The following is a 13,196-nucleotide window of genomic DNA, read 5'->3' as shown; positions in this document are numbered from 1 at the left end:
TAGGCACTTAGTCCATCAACAACGCCACACGCCCGATCGCCTTGCGGTCGATCAGCAACCGCATCGCCTTCGCAACCTCCTCCAGCGGCAGGCGGTGCGAGACGTGGGGCCGCAGCTTGCCCTCTTCCGCCCATGTGAGCAGCGCCCTCAGGCGCACTTCGCCAAGCGCTGGATTTTTCCGCACGGCCTCGCCGGCACGCACGCCGAGCACGCTGGCGCCTTTGATCAGCAAGAGATTGGTTTTCGCCGAGCCGATGCCGCCGGTGAAGCCGATCACCAGCAGCCGTGCGCCCCAGGCGATGCAACGCATCGAGTTTTCGAACACTTCTCCGCCGACGGGATCGAACACGACGTCGGCACCGCGCCCGTCGGTAATACGTTTGACAGCATCACGAAACGGCTCGCGATCGTAGCGCACGAGATGATCGGCGCCACGCGCCTTGGCGACCGCGAGCTTTTCGTCGCTGGACGCCGTCGCGATCACGGTGGCACCCAGCATCTTGCCGATCTCCACGGCAGCAAGGCCCACGCCACCGCCGGCGCCATGCACCAGCAGCACCTCGCCCGGCGCAACCCGGCCGCGGTCGATCAGCGCGTGATAGGCGGTGCCGTGCCCGGCGAGATAGGTCGCGGCTTCCGCATAGTCGAACGTCGATGGCATCGGGGTGAGCTGCGACGGTGTCACCACGGCTTCATCCGTGAAGGCACCGTGTCGCATCTTGACGATGACCTTGTCGCCGAGGAAGACGCCACTCGCCTCTGCGCCGACCTCGGTCACGTCGCCGGCCGCCTCCATGCCCGGCGTGAACGGCAGCTCCGGCTTGAGCTGGTATTCGCCGGCCGCCATCAGCACGTCGGGAAAATTCAGGCCGGCGGCACGGATCGCGACGCGCACTTCGCCCGGCTTCAGCTCGCGCGACGGAAACTCTTCGAGCTGCAATTTTTCGGGCGCGCCGAGCGCGCGGCAAACGACAGCCCGCACCATCAGGCCGCGCTCGCCTTGCCGCGCAGCAGCGCCTCGCGGATCAACGGCAGGCGGTCATTGCCGAAATACATGTCGGTCTTGCCGAGAAAGATCGTCGGCGAGCCAAAGCCGCCGCGGGCGACGACTTCTTCGGTGTTGGCCTTGAGCTGATCCTTGATCCCCTGCCCCGAAATGCCCGCGAAGAATTTCTGCTCATCGACGCCGACCTTCCTGCAGATCTCCGCGAGCACTGAATCCTGCGAGATGTCCTTGTCCTCGCCCCAATAGGTCTCGAACACCGCCGTGGCGAAAGGCACCGATTCCTGCCCGAGCCAGATGCAGCCGCGCATCGCTTTCACGCTGTTCACCGGAAATACCGTCGGCGGCATCTTGATCGCGAGACCGGCCGAGCGCGACCAGTCGGCAAGGTCCTTTTTCATGTAGCGCGCCTTCAGCGGCACCGGCGTCTCACGCTGCGCGTAGACACTTGGGTTGACCGTATTGAAGATGCCGCCCACCAGGATCGGCCGCCAGATGATCTCCGCGCCAACCTCCCTGGCCAGCGGCTGGATGTTGTGGAAGGCGAGATAGGTCCAGGGGCTGGAACAGTCGAAGAAGAATTCGATCATGGCGTTTCCGGTCCGGCGCCGCCGGTTTCAAGGCGACTTTTGTTGTTCTGTACCTCGACGTTAAGACATGGCAGGAAGGGGCGCAATCATAACCCGCCGAGAGGGCCGCCATGCTGTTTCCAACCACGATCGCCGGCTCCTTGCCGAAGCCGGAATGGCTCGCCGAACCCAACATGCTCTGGGCGCCCTGGAAGTCGCAAGGCGACGAGCTCGTCCGCGCCAAGCGCGATGCGACGATGCTTGCCGTTAAAGTCCAGGAGGACGCCGGGATCGACATCGTCACTGAGGGCGAGCAGGCCCGGCAACATTTCGTCCACGGTTTCCTGGAGAAGATCGAGGGCATCGATTTCGCCCACAAGGTCGAGATGGGTATCCGCAAGGATCGCTACAAGGCGATGGTGCCGCAGGTCGTCGCCCCGCTCCGGCTGAAGAGCCGCGTCCACGCCGACGAGGCGCGTGTCGCCCGCGCGCACACGATGAAGAAGCTGAAATTCACCCTGCCCGGCCCGATGACCATCATCGACACCATTGCCGATCGCTACTATGGCGACCGCGTCAAGATGGCCTTTGCGTTCGCCGAACTGCTGAACGAGGAAGCCAAGGCGCTCCAGGCCGACGGCGTCGATCTCGTGCAGTTCGACGAGCCCGCGTTCAACGTCTATATGGACGAGGTCAACGATTGGGGCATCAAGGCGCTGGAGCGCGCCGCGCAGGGCCTGACCTGCGCCACCGCCGTGCATATTTGCTACGGCTACGGCATCAAGGCCAACACCGACTGGAAGGAAACGCTCGGCGCGCAATGGCGGCAGTACGAGCAGATATTTCCCGCGATCGACGCCAGCCCGATCCAGCAGGTCGCGATCGAGTGCCGCAACTCGAAGGTGCCGCTTGACCTGCTTGCGCTGCTCAAGTCCAAGATCGTGCAGGCCGGCGTGATCGATGTCGCCAGCGACACGGTGGAGACGGCGGAGGATGTCGTGCAGGTGATCGACGCGGTGTCGAAATTCGTGCCCAAGAGCAACATCATCGCCACCACCAATTGCGGCATGGCGCCGATGCGGCGCGAGATCGCCGAAGCCAAGCTGATGGCGCTCGGCGCGGGTGCCGCGCTGGCACGCGAGAAGCTGGGTTAGGGATGTGATCCGTCTGGCGTTCACCATTGCAACGCTTGCCGCGTTCGCGCTGTCGGCGCGCGCAGAGGATCGTTCCGTGCTTCTCAATTGCAAGGCAATCGTGGAGCGTGCGTCGAAGGATGCGAATGCCGCGAGCGAAGCCGAGCTGACGCGCTGCCGCCAAGTGATCCGCGAATGGGCACTGCGCGATGCGCGGACCACAGTGGATGAGCACGGCAAGCCGCTGCGCTAGCGGCGCGCGGTCCGATGCAGCACAGGTTGATATCCAGCGATGATCGCGCGCAGCGTGGAAGGCGGCGTCAACAGCAACGGGTGATCGAGGGCGCTCGGATGCAGGACGTAGCCCGCGGGTGACCACAGCAGCGCCTTGCCCTGCGCGAGGAGGAAGCAGTCATCGCCCTGTTGCACCATCGCGCCGTCAGGCAATTCCGCGAGCGGCATCGACAGCACATGCAGCCGTTTCTTGCCACGATCGAGCCGCTCCCGATGCAGTACGGCATCCATCGCCTTGGCGCTGATGCCGCGGGCGTCGTTGCCCATCTCCCATGCAACGCGAAATCGCTTGGCATCGTCGCGGCGGCAGAAGAAGCAGGGCCGATGGCCGGCGGCAAAAGCCGTGGCCTCGTCGAGGAAGAACAGCTCGGTCCAGCTCCGCCGCGCCATCACCGGCCGACGCCAGCCGCGGAATTCGCACAGGCAGGTGATCCAGGCCGGCGACGACCATCGCTTTTTCAGCAGCGTCTTCGTCGCGGGATCATGAATGATGCCGCGGTTGCCGGTGAACATGCCGCGGTGCGGTGTCGCGATGATCTCGCCGGTCGGCGTGACGCGGTTTTGCAGGGGCATGGTCGCCTCCACCGGTCATTGCGAGCGAAGCGAAGCAATCCAGAAATGCATCCTCGGAGGTAGCCTGGATTGCTTCGTTGCTTCGCTGCGCTCGCAATGACGGCGATAATCACGCCGCCCCGTCGCGAAGCGGCGGGTGATAGGACAGGGCGGTGTCCCAGGGGAAGAAGATCCAGGTGTCCTGCGAGACTTCGGTGATGAAGGTATCGACCAGCGGACGTCCCTTCGGCTTGGCGTAGACAGTTGCGAAATGCGCGTCGGGGAGCATCGCGCGCACCAGCTTGCCGGTCTTGCCGGTGTCGACGAGATCGTCGACGATCAGGAGCCCCTTGCCGGTGCCGCCGCCGAGCTTCATCACGTCTTCGGAGATGCCCTTCAGCACTTTAAGGTCGCCCTGCTTGTCGTGGTCGTAGCTGGCGATGCAGACCGTATCGATCACGCGCACGCCAAGCTCGCGCGCCACGATCGCCGCCGGCACAAGCCCGCCGCGGGTGATCGCGATCACCGCATGAAACGGACCAACTTCATTGAGCCGCCAGGTCAGTGCCCGGCAATCCCGGTGGAACTGGTCCCACGACACCGGAAAGGGGCGGCCCGCCCGTTCTTCCGCACTTAGTTCCGGTGCTTCACCAGCCATCGTCGTCTCCTGCTTCGTCTGCCGGCAGCTAGGTTGCTAGCGGGTGATGTTCAATCCCGCCAGCATTTCCTTCACCGCCGCCATTGCGGCTGCGAGCTTGTCCGCATCGCGCGAGCGCACCACCAGATTGGTGTTCGGCTTCTGCTCTTCATCCATGAAGGGATAGCTGCCGATGATGGTGTCGGGATGTTGGGCGGCAATCGCCCGCAGCGGGCTGCCGATGTCGCCTTCCCGCGCATTGGCGCGGACCGATTCAGAGAGCATGCGCACGCCCGATTTCAGCTTGGGCGAGACGATGTCCATCATCGCCTGCATGATCGAGGGCACGCCCGCCATCACGATGACATTGCCGATCTTGAAGCCGGGGGCGAGGATGGTCGCGCTCTGGATCAGCTCGGCACCATCAGGAATGCGGGCCATGCGCAGGCGGGCCTCGTTGAGGTCCTGCTCGCTCCAGCGCTCGCGGAAACGGGCGACCACCTCCGGGTGATGGTCGATGCCGACGCCGAACGCCTTGGCGACGCTATCAGCGGTGATGTCGTCATGGGTCGGCCCGATGCCACCTGTGGTGAAGACATAGGTGTAGCGATGCCGCAGTGCATCCAACGCGGCAACGATGTCGGACTCGTCGTCGGAGACGACCCGGACCTCCTTCAGGTCGATGCCGATATTGGTCAGGTATTCGGCGATGAAGCCGATGTTCTTGTCCTTGGTCCGGCCGGACAGGATTTCGTCCCCAATGACCAGAATACCCGCCGTGACGATCTCGCTCATACCTCAAGTCCCTCACCTATCGGCCCGACTTTGCCGAGGTAACGCGTTGAAGTCACGCGGTTTTGCTGCCGAAATAAGCAGTCCTCAGCCATTTTTTCAGGCAAGCCGCCGGCCATCCCCGGCAAATGTCCTCTCCCCATGCTTATCGCGCTGGCCCGGCCCTTGCTACCGCATGAAAGTCATGCACTCTTGCCGCATGGCCAGGACGTTGCGGTCTTCACCAGGGCCTCGCGACCTGTCGAATGGCGCAACGCCTTGCGGAGACAAGTCGGGATCTATGGCAGTCGCGTTTGATGAAATGAACATTCCCGGTGGGGACCTTCGGCCCGCCTATCAGGAGCTGGCGCGCTGGCTCAAGGAGACGCCTCCCGAGGCGCTCGAATATCGCCGCCAGGAGGCCGAGCTCCTCTTCCGCCGCATCGGCATTACCTTCGCGGTCTATGGCGACTCCGAGTCCACGGAGCGCCTGATCCCCTTCGACGTGATCCCGCGGATCATGTCCGGCAAGGAATGGGCGCTGCTGGAGAGGGGCCTGAAGCAGCGCGTGCGCGCGCTCAACATGTTCCTGCGCGACATCTATCACGGCCGCGATATCCTCCGTGCCGAGATCGTGCCCGACGACCTCATCTTTCAGAACCCGGTCTTCCGTCCCGAGATGAACGGCCAGCAGGTGCCGCACGACGTCTACGTGCACATCGCCGGCATCGACATCGTCCGGGTCGATGCCGAGGACTTCATCGTGCTGGAGGACAATGCACGCACGCCCTCGGGCGTGTCCTACATGCTGGAAAACCGCGAGATCATGATGCGGCTGTTTCCGGACCTGTTCGCCCGCCACAGGGTGGCGCCGGTCGAACGCTATCCGGACGAGCTGCTATCCGCCCTGCGCTCGGTGGCGCCGCAAAGCGCCTCCGGCGAGCCGACCGTCGCGTTGCTCACGCCGGGCGTCTACAACTCGGCCTATTACGAGCACTCCTTCCTCGCCGACAAGCTCGGTATCGAGCTGGTCGAGGGCCGTGACCTCATCGTCAAGAACAACGAAGTGTTCATGCGGACGACCGAGGGCGTGAAACGGGTCGACGTGATCTACCGCCGCGTCGACGACGACTACCTCGATCCCCTCACCTTCCGCCCCGACTCCGCCCTCGGCGTGCCCGGGCTGATGTCGGCCTATGCGGCCGGCAACATCACGCTCGCCAACGCGGTCGGCACCGGCATCGCCGACGACAAGGCGATCTACTCCTACATGCCGGACATCGTAAAATTCTACCTCGGCGAGGAGCCGATCCTGAAGAACGTGCAGACCTGGCGCTGCCGCGAGCCGAAGGATCTCGCCTATGTGCTGGACCATCTGAGCGAGCTCGTCGTGAAGGAGGTGCACGGCTCCGGCGGCTACGGCATGCTGATCGGCCCTGCCGCGACCAAGGCGACGATTGAAGCCTTCCGCGAGAAGCTCAAACGCGAGCCCGAGGGCTTCATTGCGCAGCCGACGCTGGCGCTCTCGACCTGCCCGACCTGCACGGCATCCGGCCTTGCGCCCCGCCACGTCGACCTGCGGCCGTTCGTGCTCACCGGCAGCAAGAGCACCACGATCGTGCCCGGCGGGTTGACACGCGTTGCCCTGAAGGAAGGCTCCCTGGTGGTGAATTCGAGCCAGGGCGGCGGCACCAAAGATACCTGGATCCTGGACGAGTAGAGAGATGCTGTCGCGTACCGCCGAAAACCTCTATTGGCTCGCCCGCTACGTCGAACGGGCCGAGTATCTTGCGCGCACCATCGATGCGACGCTGCGCGTCACCGCGCTTCCCGCCGCCTATATCGGCAAGACCAACGAATGGGACTCGGCGCTTTTGACCGCCGGCGTCGCCGCGAGCTTCTATCAGCAGTACGAAGAAGCCAACGAGCGCAACGTCGTCGATTATCTCTCGTTCTCGGCGGATAATCCGTCCTCGATCAGGAATTGCATCGAGGCCGCGCGGCTGAATTCGCGCTCGGTGCGCACAGCGCTGACGAGCGAGATGTGGGATACCATCAACTCGGCCTGGATCGAGTTGCAGGAGGTCTGGAGCAGAGGGACCTCCACGCGAGAGGATCTCGCAAAGTTCCTGCGCTTCGTGCAGGAGACCTCGCTGCGCTTCGACGGCTCGGCCTACCGGACCATGCTGCGCAACGACGCCTACTGGTTCTCGCGGATGGGCCTGCATCTCGAACGCGCCGACAACACCGCGCGTATTCTCGACGTGAAATACCATGTGCTGCTGCCCGAGGAAGAGCATGTCGGCGGGCCGCTGGATTTCTACCAATGGACCTCGATCCTGCGCTCGGTTTCGGCGTTGACGGCCTATCACTGGGTCTATCGCGAGACACTGAAACCCTGGCTGATCGCGGATTTGCTCATCCTCAACGATTCGCTGCCGCGTTCGCTCGCAAGCTGCTACGGCAATCTGGTGCGCAATCTCGATCAGATCGGCGTCGCCTATGGCCGCCAGGGTCCGGCCCAGCGCCATGCCCGCGGCATTCGCAACCGGCTGGAACACAGCAATATGAACGACATTTTCCAGCATGGCGTGCATGAATTCATTCAGGAATTCATCTTGGACAATTCCAGGCTGGGCGAAATCATCACGAAGCAGTACTTGATCTGATACTGCTGTCATTCCGGGGACGCCCGCAGGGCTAGCCCGGATCGATGACGCTACAACAACGGTCCACCATGCGCCTGCGAATCCTGCACACCACGACCTATCGCTACGAGCCGCAGGCCACGAGCGTGATCCAGATCCTGCGCATGACGCCCGGCAGCCATGACGGGCAATATGTGGCGGAGTGGCAGATCGACGTGTCGACCGACACCAAGCTCGACACGCACGAGGACGCGTTCGGCAACGTCACCCACGTGCTGTCCTGCGGACCGGTCGGCGACATCAAGATCACCGCCGAGGGCCTGATCGAGACCCACGACACCGGCGGCGTTCTGCGCGGCGCCGACGAGCGCTTTCCCGCCGGCATGTTCTTGCGGGCCACCGACCTTACCACGGTCAATCCCGCGATGAATGCGGTCGCGCGCCAGCTGCGCAGCGAGGCCGAGAGCGACACGCTGGGCTTCCTGCACACGCTGATGACGCAAATCAGCGATCACATGACCTTCGACGAGGACCCGACCAACAGCGGCACGTCGGCGGCGGAAGCGTTCACGCTCAAGCGCGGCGTCTGCCAGGACTACGCGCACATCTTCATCGCCTGCGCCCGCAGCGGCGACGTGCCGGCGCGCTTCGTCTCCGGCCATTTCCTGCGCTCCGACGGCACGGTGCATCAGGACGCGGGCCATGCCTGGGCGGAGGCCTATGTCGACGGTCTCGGCTGGGTCGGCTTCGATCCCGCCAACAGCATCTGCGCCACCGACGCCCATGTCCGCGTCGCGATCGGGCTCGATTATCTCGGCGCCGCCCCCGTACGCGGCACCCGCTATGGCGGCGGCGCAGAGACGCTGTCGGTGGCGGTCAAGGTCGAGCAGGCCGGCCGTGGCGGCCAGTCGCAATCGCAGTCCCAGCGGCAGAGCTGAGCCGCGCCCCGCGCGCCCCTCACCCACGGTCGGTTTCCACCCTGCCGCCCCGCGGCAATCGGGGGTTGGAGCGGCCCTTGAAATTGGCTAGTAATCCGCGCAAACGCGTTCGGGGACAGGAAATGACCTATTGTTGCGGAATTCTGGTTCGGGACGGTCTGGTGATGATCGCCGACACCCGCACCAATGCCGGCCTCGACAACGTCTCGACCTTCCGCAAGCTCCACATCTTCTCCAAGCCCGGCGACCGCATCATGGCGATTGCCAGCGCCGGCAACCTCGCCATCAGCCAGTCGGTGCTCTCGACGCTGACCGAGGGCCTCGAAGACCCCGACACCGGTGAGATCGAGACGCTGATGAACGCGCCGACCATGTTCCAGGCCGCCCAGCGCATTGGCCGGGCGATCCGGGCCGTGCACGCGACCGAGGGCCCCGCACTGAGGTCTGAGGACGTATCGTTCGACGTGTCCTTCCTGTTCGGGGGCCAGATCAACGGCGCGCGCATGCGCCTGTTCATGGTCTACACCGCCGGCAATTTCATCGAATGCACCACCGACACACCCTATCTGCAGATCGGCGAGCACAAATACGGCAAGCCGGTGCTCGACCGCGCCATGCATTACGACGTCGAACTCTACGAGGCGCTGAAGACCGGGCTGATCTCGATGGATTCGACCATGCGCTCGAATCTCGGCGTCGGCCTGCCGATCGACGTTCTGGTGGTGCGCGCCGACGCCTGCGAGGCCGACCTCAACCACCGCATCGAGGCGGGCGAGCCCTATTTCCACGATTTGCGCTCGCGCTGGTCGGCGGCCTTGCGCGCCGCGCATCAGAACATTCCGCGGCCGCCCTACAAGAACGAAAAAGAATCCAAAACCTGACAGATCAAGAGAAAAGGCAGGAAACGATGAGTGAAGCGAAAAAGATCGCAGTGGTGACGGGCGCCGGCACTGGAGTCGGGCGCGCGGCGTCACTGGCGCTGATGAACACAGGCTTCACCGTGGTGCTGGTCGGGCGCCGGCCCGAGATGCTCGAGGAGACGGCCAAGCTCGGCCCCGCGGGAAAAAGCCTCTGCGTCACCGCCGACATGACCAAGCCGGACTCGATTGCGGCACTGTTCGACAAGGTGAAGGCCACCTATGGCCGGCTCGACGTGCTCTTCAACAATGCCGGCATGGGCGCCCCTCCGGTGAATTTCGAGGATCTCAGCCTCGAGCAGTGGCAGGCGGTGGTGAACACCAACCTCACCGGACCGTTCCTGTGCACCCAGCACGCCTTCCGCATCATGAAGGACCAGACCCCGCGCGGCGGCCGAATCATCAACAACGGCTCGATCTCGGCGCATGCGCCGCGGCCATTCTCGGCGGCCTATACCTCGACCAAGCACGCCATCACCGGCCTCACCAAGGCGTCCAACCTGGACGGGCGCATGTACGACATCGCGGTCGGCCAAGTCGACATCGGCAATGCCGCAACGCCCATGACCGACCGCATGGTCAACGGTCCCGGCGTGCTGCAGCCCGACGGCACGTCGAAGCAGGAGCCGCGCATGGATGCGAAGGCGGTCGGCGATGCCGTCGCCTACATGGCCGGCCTGCCCCTCGATGCCAACGTGCTGACCATGACCGTCATGGCAACCAAGATGCCGTTCGTGGGACGGGGCTGAATCAAAAAACGCGAAAACAACCCCATGCACAGTAGGCGCCCTATTGATTCATCTACGGTATTTCCGCAGTCGTCATTGCGAGCAAAACGAAGCAATCCGGACTGCTAATCACGTGCCCCGGGTGCTGCGCGGCATGAAATGACGCGCTGCTGAGCCGAGGCCCATCACTCTCCGACGTTGCTTGCGACAACATGGGTCCCGGCTCAGCGGCGCACCGCTTGCGCGCTGCACCGCGTCCGGGACACGAGACCTTCTCCTACTCCAGCCTCTCCACCTGCCGCAGGCTCGGGAACAGCTGCATCCACAACAGCGCCACCGCGACCGTGCAGACGCCGCCCAGCACGGCTGCCGGCATGGCGCCGAACAGTGCGGCGGCCACCCCGCTCTCGAACTGGCCGAGTTGGTTGGAGGCGTTGATGAAGAGGAAGTTCACCGCACCGACCCGGCCACGCATCTCGTCGGGCGTCGCGAGCTGCACCAGCGAGAAGCGGATCACGACGCTGATCGTATCGGCCGCGCCGAGAACGGCGAGCGCGAGCACCGAGAGCCACATCCAGGACGACAGCGCGAACACGATCGTTGCGACGCCGAACACGATCACTGCCTGAAACATGCGCAGGCCCACATGCCGCGAAATGGCGTGACGGGCCAGCACCATAGTCATCAGCAGCGCGCCGACCGCGGGCGCGGCGCGCAGGATCCCGAGCCCCATCGGACCGGTCTGGAGGATATCTCGGGCATAGATCGGCAGAAGCGCGGTGACGCCGCCGAACAGGACCGCGAACAGATCGAGCGAGATAGTGCCGAGGATCGCGGGATTGCCGCGGATGAAGCGGACGCCGGCGAAGATATTGTCGGCGCCCGCCATGTCCTTGGCGATCGCCTGCGGGCGCGGCCGGATGAAGCCGGTCAGGATCATCCCGAAGATCCAGAACAGCACCATCACCGCGTAGGCGAGATGCGGCGCAACCGCGTAGGCAAAACCGCCTAGCGCCGGACCGGTAATGGTCGCGACCTGCGCCGCACCGCTGGAGACGGCGGTGGCGCGCTGGAGCGAGCCCTGCGGCGCGATCGCCGGCAGCAGCGCCGCGGTGGTCGGGCTCTCGAACGCGCCGGCAATGCCGAGCACGAAGGTGGCCACGAAAATCTGAACTTCGCTGACCAAGCCGAGATAGGTGATGACGCCGAGATAGAGCGCGGTCGCTGCTTCCACGAGTTGGCAGAGCTGGACCACGCGCTTGCGCTCGTAGCGGTCGGCGGCATGGCCGGCGATGAACACCAGCAGCGCCGTGGGCAGGAATTGCACGAGGCCGACCATGCCGAGATCGAAGGCCGAGCCGGTGAGATCGTAGATCTGCCAGCCGATCGCGACCGCCGCAATCTGGCTGGAGAAACGCGACAGGCTGCGCGAGAGCAGAAAGAACAGAAAGGCGCGATGGGAGAGGAGCGCGCGGGCACTGACCGGCGGGTTTGCCGATATGGGCTGGTCTGGCATCGCCTCTTCGGTCACGCTCGGGCTATCCGGCTCCTGATGTCGACGTGCTCCGCGTGGCTGACGCGGACCTGCTTGTCAACAGCGAGACGCTTCGACAATCTCCCGGCATTGCGTTTGCAACGCAGGGGTGGCCATAATCATCGGGGTTTGGGGACATCATGCTGCGGCTGCAATCGGCACTCGGCGTTTTCGCATTGCTGTTGATCGCCTTGGTCCTGAGCGAGAATCGCCGCGCGGCCTCGCTGCGCCAGGCGGCGATCGGCCTCGTCGCCACCTTCGTCACCGCGATTGTTCTCCTGAAGGTGCCCGTCGTCGCGCGCGCGTTCGGTGCCATCAACGACGCGGTGGGCGCGATCTCGGCGGCCTCGCGCGCCGGCTCCTCCTTCGTGTTCGGCTATGTCGGCGGCGGTCCCCTGCCCTTCGACCTGAAAGCACCGGGTGCCGATTTCGTCCTGGCGTTCCAGGCGCTGCCGATCGTGCTGGTCATGAGCGTGCTGACGACGCTCTTGTTCTATTGGCGCGTGCTGCCGCCGGTCGTGCGCGGCATGGCCTGGCTGCTGGAGCGGACGCTCGGCGTCGGCGGCGCGGTCGGACTCTCGACCGCCGCCAACATCTTTCTCGGCATGGTCGAGGCGCCGCTGTTCGTGCGGCCTTATCTCGCGCAAATGACCCGCAGCGAGTTGTTCCTGGTGATGACCGGCGGCATGGCCGGCATCGCCGGCACGGTGCTGGTGCTGTATGCGACGCTCCTTGCTCCCCTCATTCCCGACGCAGCCGCCCATTTCGTCATCGCCTCGGTGCTGGGTGCCCCGGCCGCGATCCTGGTCAGCCTCATCATGGTGCCGGAGACATCCGACAAGCGCACCGGCGGCGCGCTGGAGGCTCCCGAGATGGAGGTCTCCAGCACGATGGACGCGATCGTGAAAGGGACGGGCGCGGGGATCGAGCTGCTGATCAACATCGTCGCCATGCTGCTGGTGCTGGTGGCGCTGGTCTATCTCGTCAATGCGATCCTCGGCCTGCTGCCTGATGTCGGCGGCGCTGCGATCTCGTTGCAGCGCCTGCTCGGCCTCGTGATGGCGCCGGTGTGCTGGCTCATGGGATTGCCGTGGGATCAGGCGATCACCGCCGGCAGCCTGATGGGCACGAAAACCGTGCTGAACGAGCTGATCGCCTATGTCGACTTCTCGAAGCTGCCGCCCGGCACGCTCGATCCGCGCTCGCGCCTGATCATGCTCTATGCGATGTGCGGCTTCGCCAATTTCGCCAGCCTCGGCATCATGATCGGCGGTCTCGGCGTGATGGCGCCGGAACGGCGCGAGGAAATCAACGCGCTCGGGCTGAAGTCCATCGTGTCGGGAACGCTGACGACGTGTCTGATGGGAGCAGTGGTGGGGGTGTTGACGTGAAGCTTGTGTGAGGCTGGCGCCCTCGTAGCTCCGAGGGGGCGCAGCGCAATCGCGACAATCCTTCCATGTTAATCTCTTCAG

The 13,196-nt window shown here is 64.5% G+C and carries 14 protein-coding genes; 8 read left to right on the top strand and 6 right to left on the bottom strand.

Annotated elements, in window-relative coordinates:
* Window positions 1–7: 7 nt before the first annotated feature.
* Together BcanWU425_RS15635 and BcanWU425_RS15630 are read right to left on the bottom strand one after the other, a co-directional pair.
* On the bottom strand, window positions 8–985 hold the full coding sequence (locus tag BcanWU425_RS15635) for an NADPH:quinone oxidoreductase family protein (protein WP_085361714.1): 978 nt from the start codon (window positions 983–985) through the stop codon (window positions 8–10).
* Complete coding sequence (locus BcanWU425_RS15630; RefSeq protein WP_018455310.1) at window positions 985–1,593, bottom strand: 2-hydroxychromene-2-carboxylate isomerase; 609 nt, start codon at window positions 1,591–1,593, stop codon at window positions 985–987. The genes BcanWU425_RS15635 and BcanWU425_RS15630 overlap by 1 nt, the downstream gene beginning before the upstream one ends.
* 110 nt (window positions 1,594–1,703) lie before the next feature.
* Between BcanWU425_RS15630 and BcanWU425_RS15625 the strand changes: the two genes are divergently transcribed.
* Complete coding sequence (locus tag BcanWU425_RS15625) at window positions 1,704–2,726, top strand: methionine synthase (RefSeq protein ID WP_204511612.1); 1,023 nt, start codon at window positions 1,704–1,706, stop codon at window positions 2,724–2,726.
* A gap of 4 nt (window positions 2,727–2,730) precedes the next feature.
* Window positions 2,731–2,958: a hypothetical protein gene (locus tag BcanWU425_RS15620; protein ID WP_085351097.1), complete on the top strand. Its 228-nt coding sequence runs from the start codon at window positions 2,731–2,733 to the stop codon at window positions 2,956–2,958.
* On the opposite strand, the gene BcanWU425_RS15615 is transcribed toward BcanWU425_RS15620, so the two are convergent.
* From BcanWU425_RS15615 to BcanWU425_RS15605, 3 genes are all read right to left on the bottom strand, one after another.
* Window positions 2,955–3,572 (bottom strand): hypothetical protein, encoded by a 618-nt coding sequence (locus tag BcanWU425_RS15615; RefSeq protein WP_026232920.1) that lies wholly within the window; start codon window positions 3,570–3,572, stop codon window positions 2,955–2,957. The two genes, BcanWU425_RS15620 and BcanWU425_RS15615, sit on opposite strands and share 4 nt — an antisense overlap.
* A gap of 109 nt (window positions 3,573–3,681) precedes the next feature.
* Window positions 3,682–4,209 (bottom strand): xanthine phosphoribosyltransferase, encoded by a 528-nt coding sequence (gpt, locus tag BcanWU425_RS15610; RefSeq protein ID WP_007602504.1) that lies wholly within the window; start codon window positions 4,207–4,209, stop codon window positions 3,682–3,684.
* A gap of 36 nt (window positions 4,210–4,245) precedes the next feature.
* Entirely contained in the window at window positions 4,246–4,983 is a 738-nt protein-coding gene (locus BcanWU425_RS15605; RefSeq protein WP_085351096.1) for a competence/damage-inducible protein A, read from the bottom strand.
* A 277-nt stretch (window positions 4,984–5,260) separates the two neighbouring features.
* On the opposite strand from BcanWU425_RS15605, the gene BcanWU425_RS15600 reads away from it, so the two are divergent.
* The 5 genes from BcanWU425_RS15600 to BcanWU425_RS15580 all read left to right on the top strand — a co-directional run bounded on the left by BcanWU425_RS15600 (window position 5,261) and on the right by BcanWU425_RS15580 (window position 10,211).
* Window positions 5,261–6,679 carry a circularly permuted type 2 ATP-grasp protein gene (locus tag BcanWU425_RS15600; protein ID WP_018455304.1) on the top strand — a complete coding sequence of 473 codons (1,419 nt, stop codon included), beginning with the start codon at window positions 5,261–5,263 and terminating at the stop codon, window positions 6,677–6,679.
* Window positions 6,680–6,683: 4 nt separating this feature from the next.
* Window positions 6,684–7,628: an alpha-E domain-containing protein gene (locus BcanWU425_RS15595; protein WP_018455303.1), complete on the top strand. Its 945-nt coding sequence runs from the start codon at window positions 6,684–6,686 to the stop codon at window positions 7,626–7,628.
* A 68-nt stretch (window positions 7,629–7,696) separates the two neighbouring features.
* On the top strand, window positions 7,697–8,545 hold the full coding sequence (locus BcanWU425_RS15590; protein WP_204511613.1) for a transglutaminase family protein: 849 nt from the start codon (window positions 7,697–7,699) through the stop codon (window positions 8,543–8,545).
* 122 nt (window positions 8,546–8,667) lie between these two features.
* On the top strand, window positions 8,668–9,426 hold the full coding sequence (locus BcanWU425_RS15585; RefSeq protein ID WP_026232918.1) for a proteasome-type protease: 759 nt from the start codon (window positions 8,668–8,670) through the stop codon (window positions 9,424–9,426).
* A 26-nt stretch (window positions 9,427–9,452) separates the two neighbouring features.
* Window positions 9,453–10,211, top strand: a complete 759-nt coding sequence (locus tag BcanWU425_RS15580; protein ID WP_018455301.1) for an SDR family oxidoreductase — start codon at window positions 9,453–9,455, stop codon at window positions 10,209–10,211.
* Between the two features lie 256 nt (window positions 10,212–10,467).
* On the opposite strand, the gene BcanWU425_RS15575 is transcribed toward BcanWU425_RS15580, so the two are convergent.
* Entirely contained in the window at window positions 10,468–11,706 is a 1,239-nt protein-coding gene (locus tag BcanWU425_RS15575; protein ID WP_204511614.1) for an MFS transporter, read from the bottom strand.
* A gap of 158 nt (window positions 11,707–11,864) precedes the next feature.
* Here BcanWU425_RS15575 and BcanWU425_RS15570 point away from each other — a divergent pair, with 158 nt between their 5' ends.
* Entirely contained in the window at window positions 11,865–13,115 is a 1,251-nt protein-coding gene (locus BcanWU425_RS15570; RefSeq protein ID WP_085361711.1) for a NupC/NupG family nucleoside CNT transporter, read from the top strand.
* The last annotated feature ends 81 nt before the right edge of the window (window positions 13,116–13,196 follow it).

Origin of the sequence: Bradyrhizobium sp. WU425 (genome assembly GCF_021052305.1) — a bacterium.
GTDB lineage: Bacteria > Pseudomonadota > Alphaproteobacteria > Rhizobiales > Xanthobacteraceae > Bradyrhizobium > Bradyrhizobium canariense_D.
The sequence above is the reverse complement of the archived record's forward strand: the minus strand, read 5'-3'. Positions and strand labels throughout refer to the sequence as shown.

Bases quoted from the DNA above. Each gene is read 5' to 3' on its own strand.
- BcanWU425_RS15630 (WP_018455310.1), bottom strand. From the start codon at position 1,593: ATGATCGAATTCTTCTTCGACTGTTCCAGCCCCTGGACCTATCTCGCC.
- BcanWU425_RS15605 (WP_085351096.1), bottom strand. From the start codon at position 4,983: ATGAGCGAGATCGTCACGGCGGGTATTCTGGTCATTGGGGACGAAATC.
- BcanWU425_RS15615 (WP_026232920.1), bottom strand. From the start codon at position 3,572: ATGCCCCTGCAAAACCGCGTCACGCCGACCGGCGAGATCATCGCGACA.
- BcanWU425_RS15590 (WP_204511613.1), top strand. From the start codon at position 7,697: ATGCGCCTGCGAATCCTGCACACCACGACCTATCGCTACGAGCCGCAG.
- BcanWU425_RS15580 (WP_018455301.1), top strand. From the start codon at position 9,453: ATGAGTGAAGCGAAAAAGATCGCAGTGGTGACGGGCGCCGGCACTGGA.
- BcanWU425_RS15570 (WP_085361711.1), top strand. From the start codon at position 11,865: ATGCTGCGGCTGCAATCGGCACTCGGCGTTTTCGCATTGCTGTTGATC.
- BcanWU425_RS15635 (WP_085361714.1), bottom strand. From the start codon at position 985: ATGGTGCGGGCTGTCGTTTGCCGCGCGCTCGGCGCGCCCGAAAAATTG.
- BcanWU425_RS15595 (WP_018455303.1), top strand. From the start codon at position 6,684: ATGCTGTCGCGTACCGCCGAAAACCTCTATTGGCTCGCCCGCTACGTC.
- BcanWU425_RS15600 (WP_018455304.1), top strand. From the start codon at position 5,261: ATGGCAGTCGCGTTTGATGAAATGAACATTCCCGGTGGGGACCTTCGG.
- BcanWU425_RS15575 (WP_204511614.1), bottom strand. From the start codon at position 11,706: ATGCCAGACCAGCCCATATCGGCAAACCCGCCGGTCAGTGCCCGCGCG.
- BcanWU425_RS15585 (WP_026232918.1), top strand. From the start codon at position 8,668: ATGACCTATTGTTGCGGAATTCTGGTTCGGGACGGTCTGGTGATGATC.
- BcanWU425_RS15625 (WP_204511612.1), top strand. From the start codon at position 1,704: ATGCTGTTTCCAACCACGATCGCCGGCTCCTTGCCGAAGCCGGAATGG.
- gpt (WP_007602504.1), bottom strand. From the start codon at position 4,209: ATGGCTGGTGAAGCACCGGAACTAAGTGCGGAAGAACGGGCGGGCCGC.